Origin of the sequence: Thioalkalicoccus limnaeus, assembly GCF_041197575.1 — a bacterium.
Classification (GTDB): Bacteria; Pseudomonadota; Gammaproteobacteria; order Chromatiales; family Chromatiaceae; genus Thioalkalicoccus; species Thioalkalicoccus limnaeus.
Map to the genome: position 1 here is coordinate 1 of NZ_JBDKXB010000041.1, position 19143 is coordinate 19143.

Consider the following 19143-nt stretch of genomic DNA (forward strand, 5'->3'; position numbering starts at 1 on the left):
CGTGATGGTCGCGACGCCCCGCGTCCGCGCATAACGCTCCGTGTTGCGACGCGCCTTGCCGCGCACAAAGAATGGAATCTTCCCCAGCTCGCGCTCGGCGTCCGGCGTCCAGACCGGTTCTACGTCTGCCGCCTCGGCCTCGCCGCCCTCGGCGTCGACCGCTGGCGCGACGGCCTGCGGTCGAGTCGGCGGCTCGGCATGCTGGGGAGCCGTTGCTGTGTCGTGGAACTCGAAGTCTTCCCGGAACATCGTGATCAGGTGCTCCTCGAGCCCCATCATCAACGGATGTACCCAGGTATCGAAGATGACATTGGCCCCTTCGAAGCCCATCTGGGGCGCGTAGCGGGCCGGAAAGTCCTGGACATGGACCGGCGCCGAGATCACCGCGCACGGGATCCCGAGCCGCTTCGCGATGTGCCGTTCCATCTGCGTGCCGAGCACCAGTTCCGGCTGGAGTTCGGCGACGCGGGCCTCGACCTCGAGATAGTCGTCGGTGATCAGGGCCTCGACGCCGAGGGCCTGGGCCCGCTCGCGGACATCGCGCGCGAACTCCCGGCTGTAGGTGCCGAGGCCGACGACCGTGAAGCCGAGCTCGTCCTGGGCGATGCGCGTCGCCGCGAGGGCGTGCGTCGCATCGGCGAAGATGAAGACCCGCTTGCCGGTCAGGTAGGTCGAATCGACGGAGCGCGAATACCAGGTCGACCGCGACGCTGGGCCGACCTGTTCGACGTCGATGTCGAGCCCCGCCACCGCCGCGACCTCGCGCAGGAAGGCACGGGTGCCGGTAACCCCAAGTGGCACCGTCCGGACCGTCGGCTGCTTGAACTGACGCTCGAGCCAGCCGCAGGTCAGCTCCGCGACCTCCGGGTAGAGGCAGACGTTGAAATCGGCCTGCGGCAACCTGAGCAGATCCTCCGGCGAGGCACCGAGCGGCGCGATCACATTGACCTCGACGCCGATCGCGTCGAGCAGCCGACTGACCTCGACGACATCGTCGCGGCAGCGAAAACCCAACGCGGTCGCACCGAGCAAGTTGGCCCGCGGCCGCTGATCGGCCGGGCGCGGCGCCCGCTGCGCCCCCGGCGCCGGCACCCGCCCCTTGAGCAGGGTTCGGACCAGACCGTAGAAGGCCTCGCTGGCGCCCCAGTTCTCCTTGCGCGTATAGGCCGAGAGCTCCAAGGGCACGACCGGGACCGGCAAGCCCATCCCCTGCGCCAACGCACCGGGCTGATCCTGCACCAGCTCCGCGGTACAGGTCTCGCCGATCAGCAGCGCGCGCGGCTGGAAGCGTTCGCAGGCCTCACGCATCGCCTTCTTGAACAATTCGGCCGTATCGCCACCCAGGTCTCGCGCCTGAAAGGTCGTATAGGTGACCGGCGGGCGCGACGCGCGCCGTTCGATCATCGTGAACAGCAGGTCGGCGTAGGTGTCGCCCGCCGGGGCGTGCAGCACGCAATGCACGCCGGTCATCGACGCCGCGACGCGGATCGCGCCGACGTGCGGCGGGCCTTCGTATGACCAGACCGTCAACCGCATCGCGTCAGGCCACCAGCCGCGCCTGCCGAATCAGCGGCCGTGCGAACAGCTCGGCGAGATCGCCGACCTGATCGAAGCCCTGGATCGGCGTGAAGACGAGTTCGATCGACCATTTGGTGCGCAAGCCCTCGGCCTCGAGCGGATTGGCCAGCCCCAAACCGCAGACGGTCAGGTCGGGCCGCGCCGCGCGCACCCGATCGAGCTGAGTGTCCAGATCCTGCCCCTCGACCAGGCGCACGCGATCCGGGACCAGTGGCAGCTCCCCGGCCATCGCCTGCCGATCCAGATAGGGCACCCCGATCTCGATCGGCTCCATGCCGCACTCGCGCGACAGGAACCGCGCGACCGGGATCTCCAGTTGCGAATCCGGCAGGAAGCTGATCCGTTTGCCGGCCAGCCAGTCGCGGTAGCGCGCCAGCCCCTGCTCGGCGCGGGCGACCGGCGCCGCGATCACGCGTTCGAATCGATCCATGTCGACCCCCGCGGCAACCGCGGCGGCCCGCAGCCACTCGCGGGTCCCCTCGATCCCGAGCGGAAACAGGGCCGGCACGTGCGTCGCGCCGCGCGCGATCAGCGCACGCGCAGTGGCACCGAGGTAGGGCTGGGCCAGCAGGAAGCGGGTCCTCGGCCCCACCGGCGGCAGATCGGCAGCGCGGCGCGGCGGCAGGAAACGCACCGGGCCGATGCCGAGCTCGGCGAACAGCCGCGCGAACTGATCCTCGATCGTCTCGGCCAGCGTACCGACGACCAGCCAGGCCGAGTCGTCGGCCGGCGCGGCCGGCAGGTTCGCGACCAAGGCCTCGAGACAGGTGTCCTCGCCTTGCGTGAAGGTCGTATCGAGCCCGCTCCCGGAGAAGCTCAGTACCCGCACCCGGCCCTGATGGGCCGCGCTGAGGCGTTCGGCGGCCTTGTCGAGATCGAGCCGCAACACCTCCGACGGACAGGAGCCGACCAGGAACAGGGTCCCGATATCCGGCCGCCGCGCGAGGAGCTGCGCGACGACCCGATCGAGCTCGTCATGACAGTCGGCGAGGCCGGCCAGGTCGCGTTCATCGAGGATCGCGGTCGCGAACCGCGGTTCGGCGAAGATCATGACGCCGGCCGCCGACTGGATCAGGTGCGCGCAGGTGCGCGAGCCGACGACCAGGAAGAAGGCATCCTGGATCTTGCGGTGGAGCCAGACGATCGCCGCGAGCCCACAGAAGACCTCGCGCTGGCCATGCTCCTGCAGCACCGACCGCGGGACGGACGCGCAGGGCCCGGGGGTCGCGGTAGCCCGCTCCGACGCCGTCACTCAGCGACCTCCAGCTTCCCGACGGCGGCCGCCTCGGCTTGCTGTTGCAGCCGCGCCGCGCGCAGCTTCAACAGGAATTGCGTCGCATTGATCACATAGGTGAAATAAGCCGCCAGCGCGATGTACATCTGGGTCAGCGGGTCGGCACCGACGAACAGCGCGACCAGATAGGCCGTGTGCAGCGCGATCACGAGCATGCTGAACACGTCTTCCCAGAAGAAGGGCCGCGCGAACAGGTAGACGCCGAAGACCTCTTTTTCCCAGATGGCCCCGGTGACCATGATGGTATAGAGGATCAGGGTCTTGACGACGACCGAGATGGTCGCGACGACGAACCCCTCGCCCGTGCCGAGGTAGCGTACGACCAGCACGAGACTGACCAGGAAGACGAGGAACTGCAATGGCGCCAGGATCCCCTGAACGAGGGTCCAAGGCGAGGTGTCCCGCCGCCGGCGTTCTTCGGGCGTGTAGAGGGGCTCGTACGACATGGGCTGGGCCCGGCGTGGCATCGGCGGCTCTCGGTATCGCTGCGTGATTTCGCGTAGGGCGACTCTAGACCGGTTACCCACCCATGTCAACCAAAGTTAACGTAAACAGCGGTTGACGGGCCGCTCCAAACCATTGTTGTTAAGGGGTTTTTTCGGCGCCGACCGAGCTGGGCGTCGGTCTCTCGACATGGCGTGACCGTCGGCCGCGGACCGTTTCAGGGGTCGCGACCAGGCCACTTGCAGGCGGCCGATCCTGGCGGAACGGTCTCGTGGCAGGCCCCAAAGGATAGCCATCCCCACCATCGCGGTTCCTTGCGTCAGATCAATCGATGCGCACTTAGCCCGTCCGCGACGAACTCGGCCCACGCGACCGGCGACGGCGTGGCACACCAAGGGACGAGCCCCAGGCAGGGTGCCGGGATCCGCTCGGTCAAGGTCGCGACGTTGCCAGCGAGCGCGTCCATATCCGGGTCGACCTGATTGCCGATCCAGCCGGCCAGGTGCAGGCCGTCGGCGACGATCGCCTCGGCCGTCAACAGACCGTGGTTCAGACAGCCGAGGCGCAGACCCACGACCAGCACCACCGGCAATCCGAGCGCCCGCGGCAGATCGCCGACGGCCAGATTCGGCCCGAGCGGGACCCGCCAACCGCCGACCCCTTCGACGATGACGCGCTCGGCCGCATTGGCCAGCTCCGCGTAGGCCGCCTCGATCACCGCCAGATCGATCCGGCATCCGACCTGTGCGGCCGCCAGGTGCGGCGCGATCGGCGGGCCGAACGCATAGGGGTTCACGAACCGATAGGGCGACGCGCAACTGCCCTGCTCCCGCAGGCGGCAGGCATCGGGGTTGCGCAGCCCATCGGGCGTCGGCTCACACCCCGAGGCGACCGGCTTCATACCGAGCACGACCCGGCCATGGGCCTGCATCGCGGCCATCAGCGCCAACGCGATCTCGGTCTTGCCGCACCCGGTATCGGTCCCGGTCACGAAGAGGCCGGTCATCGCCGGCCACCGCGCCCGAACCGCAGGCCCTCGAGCGGGATCGCGACACCGCCATCAACCGGTTTCTGCTGCCCAACCCAGGCCAGGCCGTAGACGACCTCGTAGGTCGCCGGCAAGCGCCCCTCGCGCCGTTCCCGCTCGTAGGCCGCCTCGACCGCGGCGAGCCGCCGCCGCCCGGTCAGGCCGCGCGGCCGATCGACGGCGGCATTGTGCGCGCCGAGCTGCTTCAGGTCGCGCATCAGATCGCGCACCCGATCGTAGGTGACCGTCAACCGATCGACATCCATGACCGGGTCGGCGAAGCGCGCGCGGACCAACGCATCGCCGATATCGTGCATGTCCAGGAAGCCGCTGACGTGAGTCTCACCGTCGACGGCCGCCCAGGCCGCGCGCAACTCCTTCAGGGTATCCGGCCCGAAGGTCGAGAACAGCAGCGCACCGCCCGGACGCAACACGCGCAGGCATTCGCCGAAGGTCCGCTCCAAATCGTTGCACCACTGGAACATCGCGTTGGAGAAGATCAGGTCGACACAGCCGTCGGCGAGCGGCAACCGCTCGGCATCGGCGCACAGACACAAGGGCCGGCGCCCCCAACGGCCGCGGCGCCGGGCCTGATGCAGCATGGACTCGGCGAAGTCGAGCGCGAGCACCGGCGCACGCCGAAACCGTCGCTGCAAGCCGTCGACCGCGTGACCGGTCCCGGCGCCCAGGTCGAGCACCAGCCGCGGGTCGAGCCGAATGTAGTCGAGCCGCGCCAACAGCCGCTGTTCGATCTCCTGCTGCAACAGGGCCACGCCGTCGTAGGCCGGCGCCGCGCGCGTGAAGGCCCGCCGCGCCGCGGCCTTGTCGATCAGTGCGAGCGACACGCATCCACCTCGTGCAGAAAAGGCGCGACGGCGGCCGCCGACTCGCGCGGGTGCGACAGAAAGGGCGCGTGACCAGCACCGGGCACATGCGCGACCCGCGCGCTCGGCCACAGCCGCGGGATCGACGGAGCCAGCGCTGCCGGTACCAGCGTGTCGCGCTCGCCGAACAGCCACAGCGACGGGCCGGGCAGGCGCGGCAGGGTCTCGCGCAGGTCGCTGCCGCGCAACAGCGCAAGCCCAACCTCGAGCGCCTCGGGCTGTGGCGGCGGATAGCCACCGACCGCGGCGCGTAGATGCCGCAGCGTGGCCCGTGCCTGATCGCTGGCGCGGACCTGCAACGCGAGAAAACGCTCGAGCGTACCGACGGGGTCGGTCAAGAGATTGGCCTGAAACTGATCGAGGGTGCCGACCGGCATCGCCGACGGCCAGTCCTCGCCACGCGTGAAACGCGGCGTCGCCGTGACCAGCACCAGGCCCGCGACCCGCTCTGGCGCCAGCCCCGCCGCGGCCAGCGCGACCAGGCCGCCGAGCGACCAGCCGAGCCACACGGCACGCGGTGGGGCCGTCGCGAGACAGGCCTCGGCCCAGGCGTCGAGATCGCGCCAAGCCGGATCGAATCGACTGCCACCATGACCCGGCAGCGCAATCCGGTGCTGACGCCAATGGCCCTCGAGCGGGGCCGGAAGCCCCGCCCAGACGCCATTGTTCATGCCCCAGCCGTGGATCAGCACCAGATCCGGGCCGCCACCGGTGACCTCGACCGCGAGTGTCATGTTTCCTCGTCTCCGGACCAGCTGCCGAGCGCCTCGAGCAACCGATCGACGGCGGCCTCGTCATGGGCCGCCGACAATGTGATCCGCAGGCGTGCCTGGCCCTCGGGGACCGTCGGCGGCCGGATCGCCGCGACCAATAGACCGGCCCGCTCCAGATGCCGGCTCAAGGCCAGCGCACGCGGCGCCGAACCGGCGATCAGCGGTTGGATCGGTGTCGTCGAGGCGGCCAGCGGCAGGCCCAGTTGCGCCGCACCGGCCCGAAAGCGGGCGATCAGCGCGTGCAGATGCGTGCGGCGCCAATCCTCGCGCTCGGCGATCGCCAGCGCGACACGGGTGGCCTCGGCGAGCGCCGGCGGCGTGGCCGTCGTGTAGACATAAGTGCGCGAGCGTTGGATCAGGGTCTCGATCAGCTCCTCGGAGCCGGCGACGAAGGCCCCGAAGGTCCCGAGCGCCTTGCCCAGGGTCGCCATCAGGATCCGGTCGGGACGCGGCGCGAGCCCCCAATGCTCGAAACTGCCGCGCCCGTGCGCGCCGAGCACGCCGAGCCCATGGGCGTCATCGACCAGCAGCCAGACCCCGGCACGGTCCGCGACCTCGGCGAGCGCCGGAAGCGGCGCCAGGTCCCCATCCATGCTGAAGACGCCGTCGGTCGCGATCAGCCGCGCCCGGTCGACGCCAAGCCGGCCGGCCAGATCGGCGGCATCGAGGTGCCGATAGCGGCGCAGTCGGGCCCGGGACAAGAGGGCGCCATCGATCAGCGACGCATGGTTGAGCCGGTCTTCCCAGACATTGTCGCCACGCCCGGCCAACGCCGAGATCACGCCGAGGTTGGCCATGTAACCGGTCGAGAACAGCAGCGCGCGCGGCTGGCCGGTGAACGCGGCCAGGGCCTCCTCGAGGGCCTGATGGGCACCGCTGTGCCCGGTGATCAGATGGGCCGCGCCGCTGCCGACGCCCCAGCGGCCGGCGGCCCGGCCGAGCGCCGCGACCAGCTCCGGGTGGTTGGCCAACCCCAGGTAGTCGTTGCTGCTGAAGTTCAGCAGCTGGCGGCCGGCGACGCACACCAACGGCCCCTGCGGACCCTCGACGACGCGCCGCGCCCGGTAGCGGCCGGCCTGCGCGAGACGCGCGAGTTCAGACCTCAGCTCCGCACTGGCCACCCAGTCCATCGCTCCCGCGCTCCGCCGCCCGAGGCTAGGCCACGGCCGAGTGAGTGCAGGGCCCGGGTACCGCGCGTTCGCCGACGTCGACGGTCGCAAAGCGCAAACCGAGCCGATCGAACAGCCGCCGATCGCGCTCGGTCGCGGCGTTCGCCGTCGTCAGCAGCCGTTCGCCGAAGAAGATCGAGTTCGCCCCGGCCAGATAGCACAGGGCCTGGGCCTCGTCGCTCAGACGCTGACGACCCGCCGACAGGCGCAGATGCGAGGCCGGCATCAGGATCCGAGCGACCGCAAGGGTACGGACGAACTCGAACGGATCGAGGTCGGCCGTGCCGTGCAGCGGCGTGCCCTCGATCTGCACCAGCAGGTTGATCGGCACCGACTCCGGATGACGCGGCAGGGTCGCCAACTGGCACAAGAGCGAGGCCCGATCGCGGCGTGACTCGCCGAGACCCAGGATACCGCCGCTACAGACCTTGAGCCCGACCCGCTGCACATGCGCGAGCGTCTCGAGCCGGTCCTGGTAGGTGCGGGTCGTGATGACCTGGCCGTAGAACTCGGGCGAGGTGTCGAGATTGTGATTGTAGAAGTCGAGCCCGGCGGCCTTCAGCCGCTCGGCCTGCGCGCCGGTCAACATGCCGAGCGTCACACAGGTCTCCATGCCCAGCGCATGGACCGCCTCGACCATCGCGATCACCCGGTCCAGATTGCGGTCGGTCGGATGGCGCCAGGCTGCGCCCATGCAAAAACGCGTCGCCCCATCGGCCTGCGCCGCGCGCGCCGCCGCGACCACGTCGCCGACCTGGAGCAGCCGCTCGGGCGCGATGTCGGTCGTATGATGCGCGCTCTGCCCGCAATAGCCGCAATCCTCGGGACAGGCCCCGGTCTTGACGCTGAGCAGCGCACTGACCTGGATTTGATTCGGGTCGAAATGGACACGATGGACCGACTGGGCGCGGAACATCAGGTCGTTGAAGGGCTGCTCGAGCAGCGCCTCGACCTCGTCGACGGACCAATCATGGCGAATCGCGGACAAAGACATGGGTTGACTCCGGGCAGACCGGCCGGGGCCAAGCCCCCCGGCCCTCGAAGCCGCCCATGCTAACCGCATCCCGACCGCTGTCAACCTACGGACGCCGATCTGGTTGACAGCGACCCCCCCGCGACCAACCCGCGTAGGGCAGGAAAGCGCAGCGCATCCCGCCCCCATCTCGCAAGGCCAAGCCGCGCCAGCGCCGCCAGCCCGATGATGAGCCCCTTTCAAGGAACCGCGGTTAGCCGCTTGACATTGGTGCCGATTTCACACTCCACATCTTGCCAAAGGGAATCCCGCCACCTAGACTTGCCTACGAACTCGACCGCCTCGGTCTCCGGCTCCATGCCGGTCATCGCCTGCCGCGCCAGATCAACCAGGGCTCCACTCCGACCGGCATCGACGGGCGGCGGCGCCCGTCACCAGGCTCGCTTCGGCGCTCTATTCAAGGACCGACGGTCCAGACGGGGACAACAATTTCCTGCCACCGGGGATGGAGGGGTTACACAAGATGCGAGCGCCGAACGAACCGACCCAAGACACCGCCATCACCGGCGCCGAACACCTGCCGACACGGCGCGAATTCCTGACGACGCTGGCGACCATCGGTCTCGTGTGCGCCGTCCCGGTCTCGCCGGCGCTGGCCCAGACGAGTAGTCTGCAAACGCAGGTCAACAGCCATATCCAGCGGCTGCGCCGTCAGGGGCAGATCGCCTCCGACGAACGCACCGCCTGGTCCGTCTACGACTTCACACGGCGTCAGAAACTGGTTGCGATCAACGAAGAGGTCCCGATGCAAGCGGCGAGCATGATGAAGCCGTTCGTCGCGCTGGCCTTCTTCTATGTCGTCGAGGAATCCGGCGGAAAGGTCCGCTATACCGGCGAAGTCCGCGCGACGATGGAGCGGATGATCCGCTACAGCAGCAATCCGGCGACGAATCAGATCATGGACCTGGTCAGCCGCCACACCGGCGGACGCGGCCCGCAGGACGTCGACCGCATCCTCAAGCGCCACGCCCCCGGGATCTTTCAGCAAACGAGCATCGTCGAGACGATCCCGGCCGGTGGGCGCACCTACCGGAACATGGCCTCGGCACGCGATTACAGTCGCTTCCTCTTCGCCCTCTGGAACGACCGCCTGCCCTACGCCTCCGAACTGCGCAACCTGATGTCGCTGCCGAACCGCGACCGGATCGCGCGCAGTGTCGCGAGCATCCCGAACACGGTACGGGTCTATCACAAGACCGGCTCGACAGCGCGCCTGTGCGGCAATATGGGCATCATCGATGCCCATGACCGCAACGGCCGCCGCTTCCCATACACCTTCATCGGCATCATCGAGAAGGCCAACCGCACCAATTCGTACGGGACCTGGATCACGTCGCGGGCGAACGTGATCCGTGGCGTCTCGGACCTCGTCTATCAGTCGCTGCGGGAGCAACACCGCCTCGCCTGACCCCGACCGATCGCGGCGCGCCTCATCCGTCGCTGTCGCGCGCCGCGAACAGGTCCATGGTCACCAGCGGCTCGACACGGCCCGCCGGCGGCACCAACCCGAAATGGCCATAGGCGGCCGGTGTCGCAACCCGCCCACGCGGCGTGCGCATCAGAAAACCCTGCTGGATCAGATAGGGCTCCAGCACATCCTCGATGGTACCGCGCTCCTCGCCGATCGCCGCGGCCAGGCTCTCGACCCCGACCGGCCCGCCGTCGAACTTCTCGATGACCGCCTGAAGCAACCGCCGGTCCATGTGATCGAAGCCGAGCCCATCGACCTTGAGCAGACGCAGTGCCCGATCGGCCACCGTTGCACTGATGCGCCCGTCGGCCTTGACCTGCGCATAGTCGCGCACGCGCCGCAGCAGCCGGTTCGCGATCCGCGGCGTGCCGCGCGAGCGGCGCGCGATCTCGGCCGCGCCCTCGGTCTCGGTCGGGATGCCGAGGATCGCCGCCGAGCGCGCGACGATCCGCGCCAGGTCCTCGACCGCGTAATACTCCAGCCGCTGGACGATACCGAACCGGTCGCGCAAGGGCGAGGTCAGAAGCCCAGCCCGGGTCGTCGCGCCGACCAGCGTGAACGGCGGCAGATCGAGCTTGATCGAGCGAGCCGCCGGCCCCTCGCCGATCATGATGTCGAGCTGGAAGTCCTCGAGCGCCGGATACAGCACCTCCTCGACGACCGGGCTCAGCCGGTGGATCTCGTCGACGAAGAGCACGTCGCCCGGGTCCAGGTTCGTCAGCAGGGCCGCGAGATCGCCGGGCTTCTCGAGCACCGGCCCCGAGGTCTGGCGCAGGTTCACGCCCATCTCGTGCGCGACGATATGGGCCAGCGTCGTCTTGCCGAGCCCGGGCGGCCCGAAGATCAGCAGATGGTCGAGCGCTTCGCCGCGACCACGCGCGGCGCCGATGAAGATCTCCATCTGCTCGCACACCGCCGGCTGACCGACATAATCGGCGAGCCGCCGCGGCCGGATCGCGCGGTCGACCGCCTGGTCGTCGCTCGCGGCCTCCGGGCCGATCAGACGCGCAGCCTCCTTCACGGCCGGTCGAACGGCCATCGAGTTACGCGGATCGAATCAAGCATGGCAACCCCTTGCTGCTGGTTTCGCGATGCCGGCCGACGAAACCAGCGGCCGGCCGCACAGCGCGATTATGGTCCAGGCCGCCGCGTCGGGCCAGACCGCCCGCGCGGGATCCGGCGGCCGGGTCGGGCGCCGGTCCCCTGGCGCCGAGGCGTTCGGTGGACGGCACCAATCGGCACGAATCCCGGACGGATGGCACCCCTTTTGCGACAAAGGTCCGCTTCCCGGCCGCCCCGATCGACTATCATTACTACGGTTTTTCCTTCTGACTCCATCGGCCGCAGAGCAGACTTCGATGTCCATCGTCACAGCGACCCGCGACCCGGCGGGCGCGGCCGGCCGCGCCCGCCGGCTCATGACCGGGTCTTTTCGGACCCGGTACCGGGTGCGGGGTTTCACGCTGCTCGAACTGATGATCACGGTCGCGCTGGTCGCCATCCTGACCACGCTTGGCGTCCCGAGCTTCCGCGAGGCGATGCAGAACAACCGCGCGGCCACCCAGACCAACGACCTGCTCGCGGCCTTGAGCCTCGCCCGCAGCGAGGCGGTCCGGCGCGGCGCGATCGTGTCCGTGTGCCCGTCGACCGATCAGGCGACCTGTGCGGACGCAACCGACTGGTCGACCGGCTGGATCCTCTTCGTCGACGGGACCAACCCCCTGGAAGTCGTCCGGGTCTGGCCGGCGCTGGCCGGCATCGAAAGCTTCACCGGCCCGAAACTGGTCAGCTTCCGTGGCAGCGGCGAGGCGGTCGCCAGCGGCAGCTTCAGTCACAAGATCAAGAACTGTAGCGGCAACCAGGCCCGCACCATCACCGTCAGTCCAACCGGCCATGCGCGGGCGGAAAAGACCGCCTGCACGAACGGGAGCTGAACCGCGATGTCGCGTCCCCACCCCATCGCCGCCGCGCCCCCCCGCCAACGCGGCTTCACGCTGATCGAGGTCTTGATCGCGGTCCTCGTGCTCGCGATCGGCCTGCTCGGCCTCGCAAGCCTGATGGCCGTCTCGATGCAATACAACCACGGCTCGCTCGTGCGCACCCAGGCGACCAACCTCGCCTACGAGATCACCGACGCGATGCGGGCCAATCGCGCCCGGGCGCTAGCCGGGGATTACGACACCACGAACTGCGCAGCTCGAAACGGCACTGACCTGGCCACAGTCGATCTCAATAGGTGGTGTGCGCGCGTGGCCGCGGTCCTGCCGGCCGGGGAAGGAGTAGTCGACGTGGACAATGACGGCTTCGCGACCGTGACCGTCCGCTGGGATAGCACGCGGGATCAGACTCCGAATGCGGAGGAGTCAGAGGGCGAAGGCACAGACGGGGAGGACACGGAAATTGAAGAACCCGAGACGGCAACCACGACCACCGCATTCGTCTTCCGGACCAGACTATGATGACGCGAAACACCGCTGGACGCCGCCGCCAACGAGGCCTCTCCCTGGTAGAGATCATGGTCGCGCTGTTCGTCGGCCTCTTCCTGACCGCCGGCATCCTGCAAATCTTTGCGGGCACGCGCCAAACCTACCGCTTCGAGGAGGCCCTGTCACGGATCCAGGAGAATGGCCGCTTCGCGCTGGAAACCATCGCGCGCGACGCGCGGATGGCGGGGTTCGCCGGCTGTGTCGGGCTAGACAACATGCACGTCGAAGGTAGTGATGACTTGGTTCTCGCCGAAGGGGTAACGGTACCCGAGAAAGACCCACCGTTCGAAGCTACCCCAGGAACGGATCTCGTTACGCTGCGACGTCTAGCCGGTAATGGTGTCCCGATCAGTGAGTCGACGACAACCGACAGGGTTACTCTCGCATCGAACCCCGATGGTTTCGCGCCGGGCCACCGCCTCGCGATCGTCGATTGTGCCAGTCGACAAATCGAGATTTTCACGGCGCAGAGTATCACCGGCTCGGTGTCGATCACGCCCAATCCTCAGCTCTCTCGAAGCTACCCAACGAATCCTGACGTCGAAACGGAAGCCCGAGTGTATCGTTTCCGAGAGGTGGTCTATTTTGTACGTACCGGCGCCGGAGGAACCCGTGCACTCTGGCGCCGCGAGGCGCCGAATGCTCCTCAGGAGATGATCGAAGGTGTCGAAGACATGGAGGTCCGCTATCTGTTTGGCGCAGATTATGTGCCGGCCACCGCGGTAACGAACTGGCAAAATGTTGACGGCATGCGGATAAGCCTTCTCCTAGCGAGTGACGACGACAACCTGACCGGCAATCCCCAAAACATCGAGTGGCGCGGCAATCCGCTAACGCCAACCGACACCCGACTCCGCCAGGTCTTCACGACAACGATCGCCTTGCGCAATCGACTACCTTGAGGCGTCTCAAGATGATCAGATTCTTCCTCCTCGCGCACGCCTCGCGCCACTGCCAAAGCGGCACTGTGCTGATCATCGCGCTGGTCTTCCTGCTACTGATGACCTTAGTCGGTGTAGCGGCGATGCAGGGGACGACCTTGCAGGAGCGGATGGCTGGCAACCACCGGGATCGGAACCTGGCCTTCCAAGCCGCCGAGGCGGCCCTCCGGGAAGGCGAGCTCGAGGCGTGGAGCAACGGCGAAGAGATTCGCAAGACTTTCGAACAAGGTAACGGCACCACAGGACTCGAAGCTGGCCGGCTGGCGAATCCCGCGGACTGGGATGGCGATAGTCCAGCCCCGACGGTGCCCGAACTCGCGTTGGATCCGCAGCAACTCCCCCGTGGCCCATCAGCCCACGTCGGCAACCCTTGGCCAGTTTTTATCGCACCAGAAGATCCGGAAGGAGGCGTTTTCAATCTGTTTCCGATCACCAGTTATGCTGAAGGCGGAACGGCCCGCGCCATTGTGATCCTGCAAACCAGCTTAGCCCTACCATGACATCGGCCGCACAGCCGTCGGCCTTAGCCTTGATTCGGACTATGCGCAACGTCAAAAGGGGACGAATTCCCCCGTTCCCCCAAGACCTTCCCGGAGCGAACCCCGGCCCGCCCATCCAGGAGCTTGCAACATGAAACGGGACCTTGCCACGAAGCGCTTTGAAAAATCGGCCGCGCTGCTCCTCGGTCTGCTTATCTCGGTGACGGCCGGTGCACCCGCCGCGATGGCGACGGATCAAGTCGAACCGATCAACATCGCCAACTACCCGTTGTTCATCGGTGTCGGCGAGGCCGTCCCGCCGCTGACGATGCTGATCATGGGTCGGGATCATACCCTCTACTACGAAGCCTATAACGATGCCTCGGATCTGACCGGCAACGGGGTGCTCGATGTCGGCTACAAGCCCGATGAGATCAACTACTTCGGCTACTTCGATTCGAATCTCTGTTATAGCTACAACGACAACCGCTTCTCGCCGGTCGCCACCGCGAACGACAAGAAATGCTCGGGTAATTGGAGTGGCGACTTCCTGAACTATATCACGACCTCCCGAATTGACGCGCTGCGCAAGGTGCTCTACGGCGGTCGGCGCATCGTCGACACGAATGAACTAACCGTTCTGGAACGCGCCTACATCCCCCAGGACGCACACTCCTGGGGCAAAGAGTACAAAAGCATCGAGCACGACGGGTACGATATCCGTCATTACACCCCACTCGGTCTTCCTGCCTCTGGCACCCGGCACCTCTTCGCGAACACGACGCTACTGAAAAGCGGCAACAAGGAGCCGCTGATGCGCGTCTTGACCGACTCGCGCTTCCGCATCTGGAACTGGGTCGCCAAAGAACGACCGGTCGCGGGGACCACGTGCCAGGACGGCAGCAGCCATACCGCAAGCTGCACCTATGCGGCACAGACCATTCAGCACAACCATCCGAACAATGCCGAAGAATTTCAGGCATTGATCAGCACTTGGGGGACTGATGGCCAGCGCTGCGGCTCGGGCCCCATCCCTAACGGCCAGATCAATACTACGGGTTCCAACAACAATCCTTTTCCTGTCTCACCGTGCAGAACCGGTACTCACGAGTATTACCTGACCATCATCAACGGCCAGATTTTCGCGCCCGTAACAGGTGACTATCAATTCGCGACGAACGGCGACGACGCTGTGGAGTTCCGCGTCAATGGCGAGGTAGTGTCCTATTGGTACGGGGGACATGGCCGCAAGGGGGGCACACCAGAAGAAATCGCGAGTGCCATCGGAAACGAGACCAACGCGCAGATCGGGCGTGTGACCTTGACCCAGGGCTGGCACAGCTTTGAATTCCGCCACGAGGAACGCACCGGAGGGGACAGCTACCAACTGCTCTGGAAGCGCCCCAGTTTCAACTGGGGGGTCGTGCCCGCGTCCGACTTAAGAGGCCCACAAGGGATTTCGAACACGGCTCCTGTCATTACGGTCTTCAGTACCGAGCGAAACGTCCCCGGCTCCAGCATGACCGATTATGTGGTCAGAGTCCGCGTCTGCGATCCAAGTTTTCCGGAGTCGCATTGCAAACGCTACCCGAATGAGAATCGGAAACCGACAGGCATCCTCCAGCAGTATGGCGAAGCCGATAGGATGCTGTTTGGCTTGCTCTCTGGATCCTTCACGCACGCATACAACATGCGTGGTGGAACCCTGCGCAAGAATATCGAAAGCTTCAAGAATGAAGTGGACCTTCAGACCGGGATTTTCCGGGAGGATGTGCTCGGGATCGTGCGAACGATCGATCGTTTCCGGATCGTCGACTTCAACATGGACCAGAATTATCAATATCAAGGTGGCTGGCTGACGAACCGGCCCATGTCCGAATCAAACACCGCCTTCCCGGACTGGGGAAACCCGATCGGCGAGATGATGTACGAGAGCCTGCGCTATTTCTCCGGCAAGGCTGCCCCGACTTCGGAATTTCGGCCTGGCCTGGTTGGTGGCCACGAGCGTGTCACACTGCGCGACTACGTCGGCGCCTCGACGATGGATCTCCCGGCGCCGGCCTGGAAGGATCCTTTCCAACGCGAGGATCTACCAGTCTTGCATTGTTCTCCGGCCGCTCAGTTGGTGATCAGCGACGTCAACCCCTCGTACGATACCCAGTATGTTCCTGGAAGCGCGTTCCACAGCTTCGCAGGCGATATCACTGGCTTGAATGCCGCGAATGAGGCCAACGCGATCTGGACCGCCGAACATGGCGCCGGATCGCGACCCCATTTCATCGGCCAGGTCGGCAGCGATTACGACGGGGCGCCGACGGCGAAGACGGTCTCCGGACTCGGCAATATCCGCGGCCTGTCGCCCGCCGAGCCGACCAAGCAGGGCGGCTACTACTCCGCCGGCATCGCCCGTTTCGGCTACGAGAACGACATTCGCGCCGATCTGCAAGGCAAGCAAAACATCCACACCTTCGCCGTCGCGCTCGCCTCCCCGCTGCCGCGGATCGAGATACCGGTCGGCGACAACCTGGTGACACTCGTGCCCTTTGCGAAGTCCGTCGGCGGTTCGTCAATCAGTTCAACCAAAGGCGAGTTCCAGCCGACCAACACGATCGTCGACTTCTTCGTCGAGAGCTTCGCGAACACCGACCCCGCTTGTCCATCAGCGACTGATTCGGATTGCGATTCCGGCATCAACGACGGGCGCCCCTTCATCAGGTACCGCGTAAATTTCGAGGACGTTGAGCAGGGCGCCGATCATGACATGGACGCGATCGTGATCTATGACATTCGGGTCAACGACGACGACACCCTGACGGTCGAACTGACCTCGGAGTATGCCGCGGGCGGCATCATCCACCATCTTGGCTACGTGATCTCCGGAACCACAGCCGACGGCGTGTACCTCGAGGTGCGCGACACGGACACAAAAGCGGCCGACGACCCGGCCTATTTCCTCGACACCCCACCGGGGCTGGCACCCGGCGCCTGTGATGTCACGTCGCCGCCGCCGGCGTGCGCAGAGGCCTTGCCCTTGTTCGCGACCCGCACCTTTACAGCGAGCACCGGATCCGGCGTGGCTACGGTGCTTGAGAATCCTCTCTGGTATGCGGCCAAGTATGGTTCCAAGGGTAACGAAGGCTTACGTGAAGGGCAGCCTTCACCAAACTATTTCCTCGTCACCAACGCAGGCAAGCTTCAACAACAATTGGAGCAAGCATTCCGACAGATCGCCCTGCTCGGCGAGCAATACGGCACCGCCGCGGCCGCAAGCTCCGCCGTGCTGCAAAGCGACACGCTGCTCTACACGGCGGGATTTCGCAGTGATGACTGGTCCGGTACGCTCATCGCGAGAGAGATCAACGACGATGGCAGCTTAAGCGCCACTAACTGCGCAAACTGTTGGAACGCGGAGCAATGGCTGCGCGCCCCTGGGCGCTCGGTCACTCGCAATATTCTGACATACAAAAAAGAGATCGATGGCGATCTGGTCACGCGCACCGCCGTCGAGTTTAAGTTCAATCAATTGAGCCCCGCCCAACAGATGGCTCTCAACCACTCGCCAGATGGTTCCGAGGACAACCTGGGTTCGCAACGTGTGGATTGGTTACGTGGCGATGAAGAGGCTCACAACGACTTCCGATCCCGTACGCTCGAACCGCCAGACGGCGACGGCCAACCACGGTTGCTCGGCGACATCGTAAACGCCGATCCGCAATTCATCGGCCGTTTATACAACGGCCCGAGCCGGCTACTCGGCGCACCATCCTACCGTGAGCGACCCAACGTTCTTTTCGTTGGTGCGAACGATGGCATGTTGCATGCTTTCAATGCCGAGACCGGCGCCGAACTTTTCGCCTTCGTGCCGAGCGCGCTCCTCGATCCCGAACCCGGCGAGAACTTCTCACCGCTGAGCCGTCTGATGGATCCAGGCTACACCGAGACACTGGTCAGTCATCGCTACTACGTCGATGGCACGCCTGTCGTCGAAGAGGTCTATCTAGACAACACCTGGAAGACGGTGCTGGTCGGCACTCAGGGTGCGGGTGGCCGCTCCGTCTTCGCGCTCGATGTGACGACCCCTACCAGTTTCTCGGCCAACAACCTGCTTTGGGAATTTACCGATCCGGACCTAGGCTACAACGTCGGGCAGCCGGCCATCGCCCGCGTGCGTACCGGCGAAAATAGCCACAAATGGGCTGCGATCTTCGGCAACGGCTATAATGGAGCGAGCCGCAAGGCCTTTTTGTTCGTCGTCGACATCAGTGACGGAAGCCTAATCGCGAAGGTCGATACCGGCGCTGGCGATGGAAATAATCCGAATGGCCTCGCATCGCCTAAATGGACCCACTGGCCACAGCTTGATCTGTTCGCCAACCGCGTTTATGCCGGTGACTTGCTCGGCAACTTGTGGCGGTTCGACAATGGCTCAGGAACCTGGAGTGCGACCAAGCTTTTCACGGCCATCGATCCAGACGGAGGGGTGCAACCGATCACAGTTCGTCCGGCAATCGGGTCAGCGGCGGGCGACAATGACACTCTCATCGTCGGCTTCGGAACTGGCAGCTTTTTCCGTGTGCCTGACGCGGCTGACTGGCAAATCCAGTCCCTCTACGGATTGCGTGACAAACGAACCAAGGCCGGTGAAGCCCCCTCAGTTCTACCGATCAGCCGCAGCGAGCTTCTAAAGCAAGGTATCGATTCCGAACAAGAGGTGACGATCGATGGGAAGGACTACCTGCTTCGGGTCGTCTCCAAGAGAGAGTTCGAGCCACTCGGTGAAGGTGGCCCTGAGCCGCGAGGTTGGTACCTCGACCTCTGTCTCGCCGGGACAGGTGGCCGGTGCGCCAAAAGCCCCGGTGACGGCGAGCGGGTCATCAGCGAAGCGACCTTCCCAACAGGCATGACGCGGCAGCGCATTCGATTCACGACTATGATCCCAAACGAAGATCCATGTAGCGGCGGGCGTGACGGCTTCCTCTACGACCTCGATCTGCTGACCGGCGGGCGCTACGAAGGCGCCGTGTTCGATCTCAACAGAGACGGGCAGTTCGATGAAGACGATATGCTTGGCCTCAACGGCGAGGATGTACCACCGAGCGGTATCGGATTCGGCGGGGGCGAGCGTTTGACCGTAATCCCTGCGCCTGGACGTGGCATCGAGTATGGCTTTGGTGGAGATGGCGAAGGCGCAACCCCAGGCGCGGGCGGCATAGGACTCCTGCCTGAAGATGAGTTATATCGCCGCCAATCCTGGCAGCAATTGCGCTGATCGCAACGATTGCAGCCGAAATCCGGACCAGGGCTAAGGCGTCGGGTAGCATGGTGACCTTACGGTCACCCCGCCGCCTAAGAACCGCGCTTGCAACTTTCACACATCTTATGTGCTGCAGCACATAAGATGTGGAACCATCGCATGGCCGAGATCGTGTGGCACCGCCGGGAAACCAGGCGGCAAACAGAGAAAACAAACATCGGCCTAAACGGCGGCAAGGCCCCGGCTTACTCTCCGACCCCGTTTATTGCCGGCGTCCGCTGATGACGGCAATGGCGATGGTGATCGGGGT

Annotated in this window: 15 protein-coding genes; 6 read left to right on the plus strand and 9 right to left on the minus strand. The window is 65.7% G+C overall.

The genetic code is table 11. The annotated features are described in order from the left end of the window. The 8 genes from bchB to bioB form a co-directional block, all read right to left on the minus strand. Window positions 1-1536: ferredoxin:protochlorophyllide reductase (ATP-dependent) subunit B (gene bchB, locus ABC977_RS16980; protein WP_369668469.1), on the minus strand; the 1536-nt coding region annotated here is incomplete at its 3' end. A 4-nt stretch (window positions 1537-1540) separates the two neighbouring features. Next, on the minus strand, window positions 1541-2830 hold the full coding sequence (locus tag ABC977_RS16985) for a ferredoxin:protochlorophyllide reductase (ATP-dependent) subunit N (protein WP_439849206.1): 1290 nt from the start codon (window positions 2828-2830) through the stop codon (window positions 1541-1543). Continuing rightward, window positions 2827-3339 carry a 2-vinyl bacteriochlorophyllide hydratase gene (bchF, locus tag ABC977_RS16990; protein WP_369668470.1) on the minus strand — a complete coding sequence of 171 codons (513 nt, stop codon included), beginning with the start codon at window positions 3337-3339 and terminating at the stop codon, window positions 2827-2829. Before bchF ends, ABC977_RS16985 begins: the two co-directional genes overlap by 4 nt. A gap of 296 nt (window positions 3340-3635) precedes the next feature. Next, window positions 3636-4322: a dethiobiotin synthase gene (gene bioD / locus ABC977_RS16995; protein WP_369668471.1), complete on the minus strand. Its 687-nt coding sequence runs from the start codon at window positions 4320-4322 to the stop codon at window positions 3636-3638. Next, the gene (gene bioC / locus ABC977_RS17000; RefSeq protein WP_369668472.1) at window positions 4319-5188 is read right to left on the minus strand and encodes a malonyl-ACP O-methyltransferase BioC; all 870 of its coding nucleotides are present in this window, start codon (window positions 5186-5188) and stop codon (window positions 4319-4321) included. Before bioC ends, bioD begins: the two co-directional genes overlap by 4 nt. Next, window positions 5173-5961 carry a pimeloyl-ACP methyl ester esterase BioH gene (gene bioH, locus ABC977_RS17005; protein ID WP_369668473.1) on the minus strand — a complete coding sequence of 263 codons (789 nt, stop codon included), beginning with the start codon at window positions 5959-5961 and terminating at the stop codon, window positions 5173-5175. Before bioH ends, bioC begins: the two co-directional genes overlap by 16 nt. Continuing rightward, on the minus strand, window positions 5958-7130 hold the full coding sequence (bioF, locus tag ABC977_RS17010; RefSeq protein WP_369668474.1) for an 8-amino-7-oxononanoate synthase: 1173 nt from the start codon (window positions 7128-7130) through the stop codon (window positions 5958-5960). Before bioF ends, bioH begins: the two co-directional genes overlap by 4 nt. 25 nt (window positions 7131-7155) lie before the next feature. After that, window positions 7156-8157, minus strand: coding sequence for a biotin synthase BioB (gene bioB / locus ABC977_RS17015; RefSeq protein WP_369668482.1), 1002 nt, complete (start codon window positions 8155-8157; stop codon window positions 7156-7158). 508 nt (window positions 8158-8665) lie between these two features. Here bioB and ABC977_RS17020 point away from each other — a divergent pair. Beyond that, a complete protein-coding gene (locus ABC977_RS17020; RefSeq protein ID WP_369668475.1) occupies window positions 8666-9610 on the plus strand; it encodes a serine hydrolase in 945 nt (314 codons plus the stop codon). 22 nt (window positions 9611-9632) lie between these two features. On the opposite strand, the gene ruvB is transcribed toward ABC977_RS17020, so the two are convergent. Beyond that, complete coding sequence (gene ruvB, locus ABC977_RS17025; protein ID WP_369668476.1) at window positions 9633-10712, minus strand: Holliday junction branch migration DNA helicase RuvB; 1080 nt, start codon at window positions 10710-10712, stop codon at window positions 9633-9635. Window positions 10713-11031: 319 nt separating this feature from the next. On the opposite strand from ruvB, the gene ABC977_RS17030 reads away from it, so the two are divergent. From ABC977_RS17030 to ABC977_RS17050, 5 genes are all read left to right on the plus strand, one after another. Beyond that, complete coding sequence (locus ABC977_RS17030; protein WP_369668477.1) at window positions 11032-11607, plus strand: GspH/FimT family pseudopilin; 576 nt, start codon at window positions 11032-11034, stop codon at window positions 11605-11607. A 6-nt stretch (window positions 11608-11613) separates the two neighbouring features. Beyond that, window positions 11614-12132, plus strand: a complete 519-nt coding sequence (gene pilV, locus ABC977_RS17035) for a type IV pilus modification protein PilV (protein ID WP_369668478.1) — start codon at window positions 11614-11616, stop codon at window positions 12130-12132. Beyond that, complete coding sequence (locus tag ABC977_RS17040; RefSeq protein ID WP_369668483.1) at window positions 12132-13061, plus strand: PilW family protein; 930 nt, start codon at window positions 12132-12134, stop codon at window positions 13059-13061. Before pilV ends, ABC977_RS17040 begins: the two co-directional genes overlap by 1 nt. Next, entirely contained in the window at window positions 13058-13600 is a 543-nt protein-coding gene (locus ABC977_RS17045; protein WP_369668479.1) for a pilus assembly PilX family protein, read from the plus strand. The genes ABC977_RS17040 and ABC977_RS17045 overlap by 4 nt, the downstream gene beginning before the upstream one ends. A 130-nt stretch (window positions 13601-13730) precedes the next feature. Then, window positions 13731-18848, plus strand: a complete 5118-nt coding sequence (locus tag ABC977_RS17050; RefSeq protein WP_369668480.1) for a pilus assembly protein — start codon at window positions 13731-13733, stop codon at window positions 18846-18848. The last annotated feature ends 295 nt before the right edge of the window (window positions 18849-19143 follow it).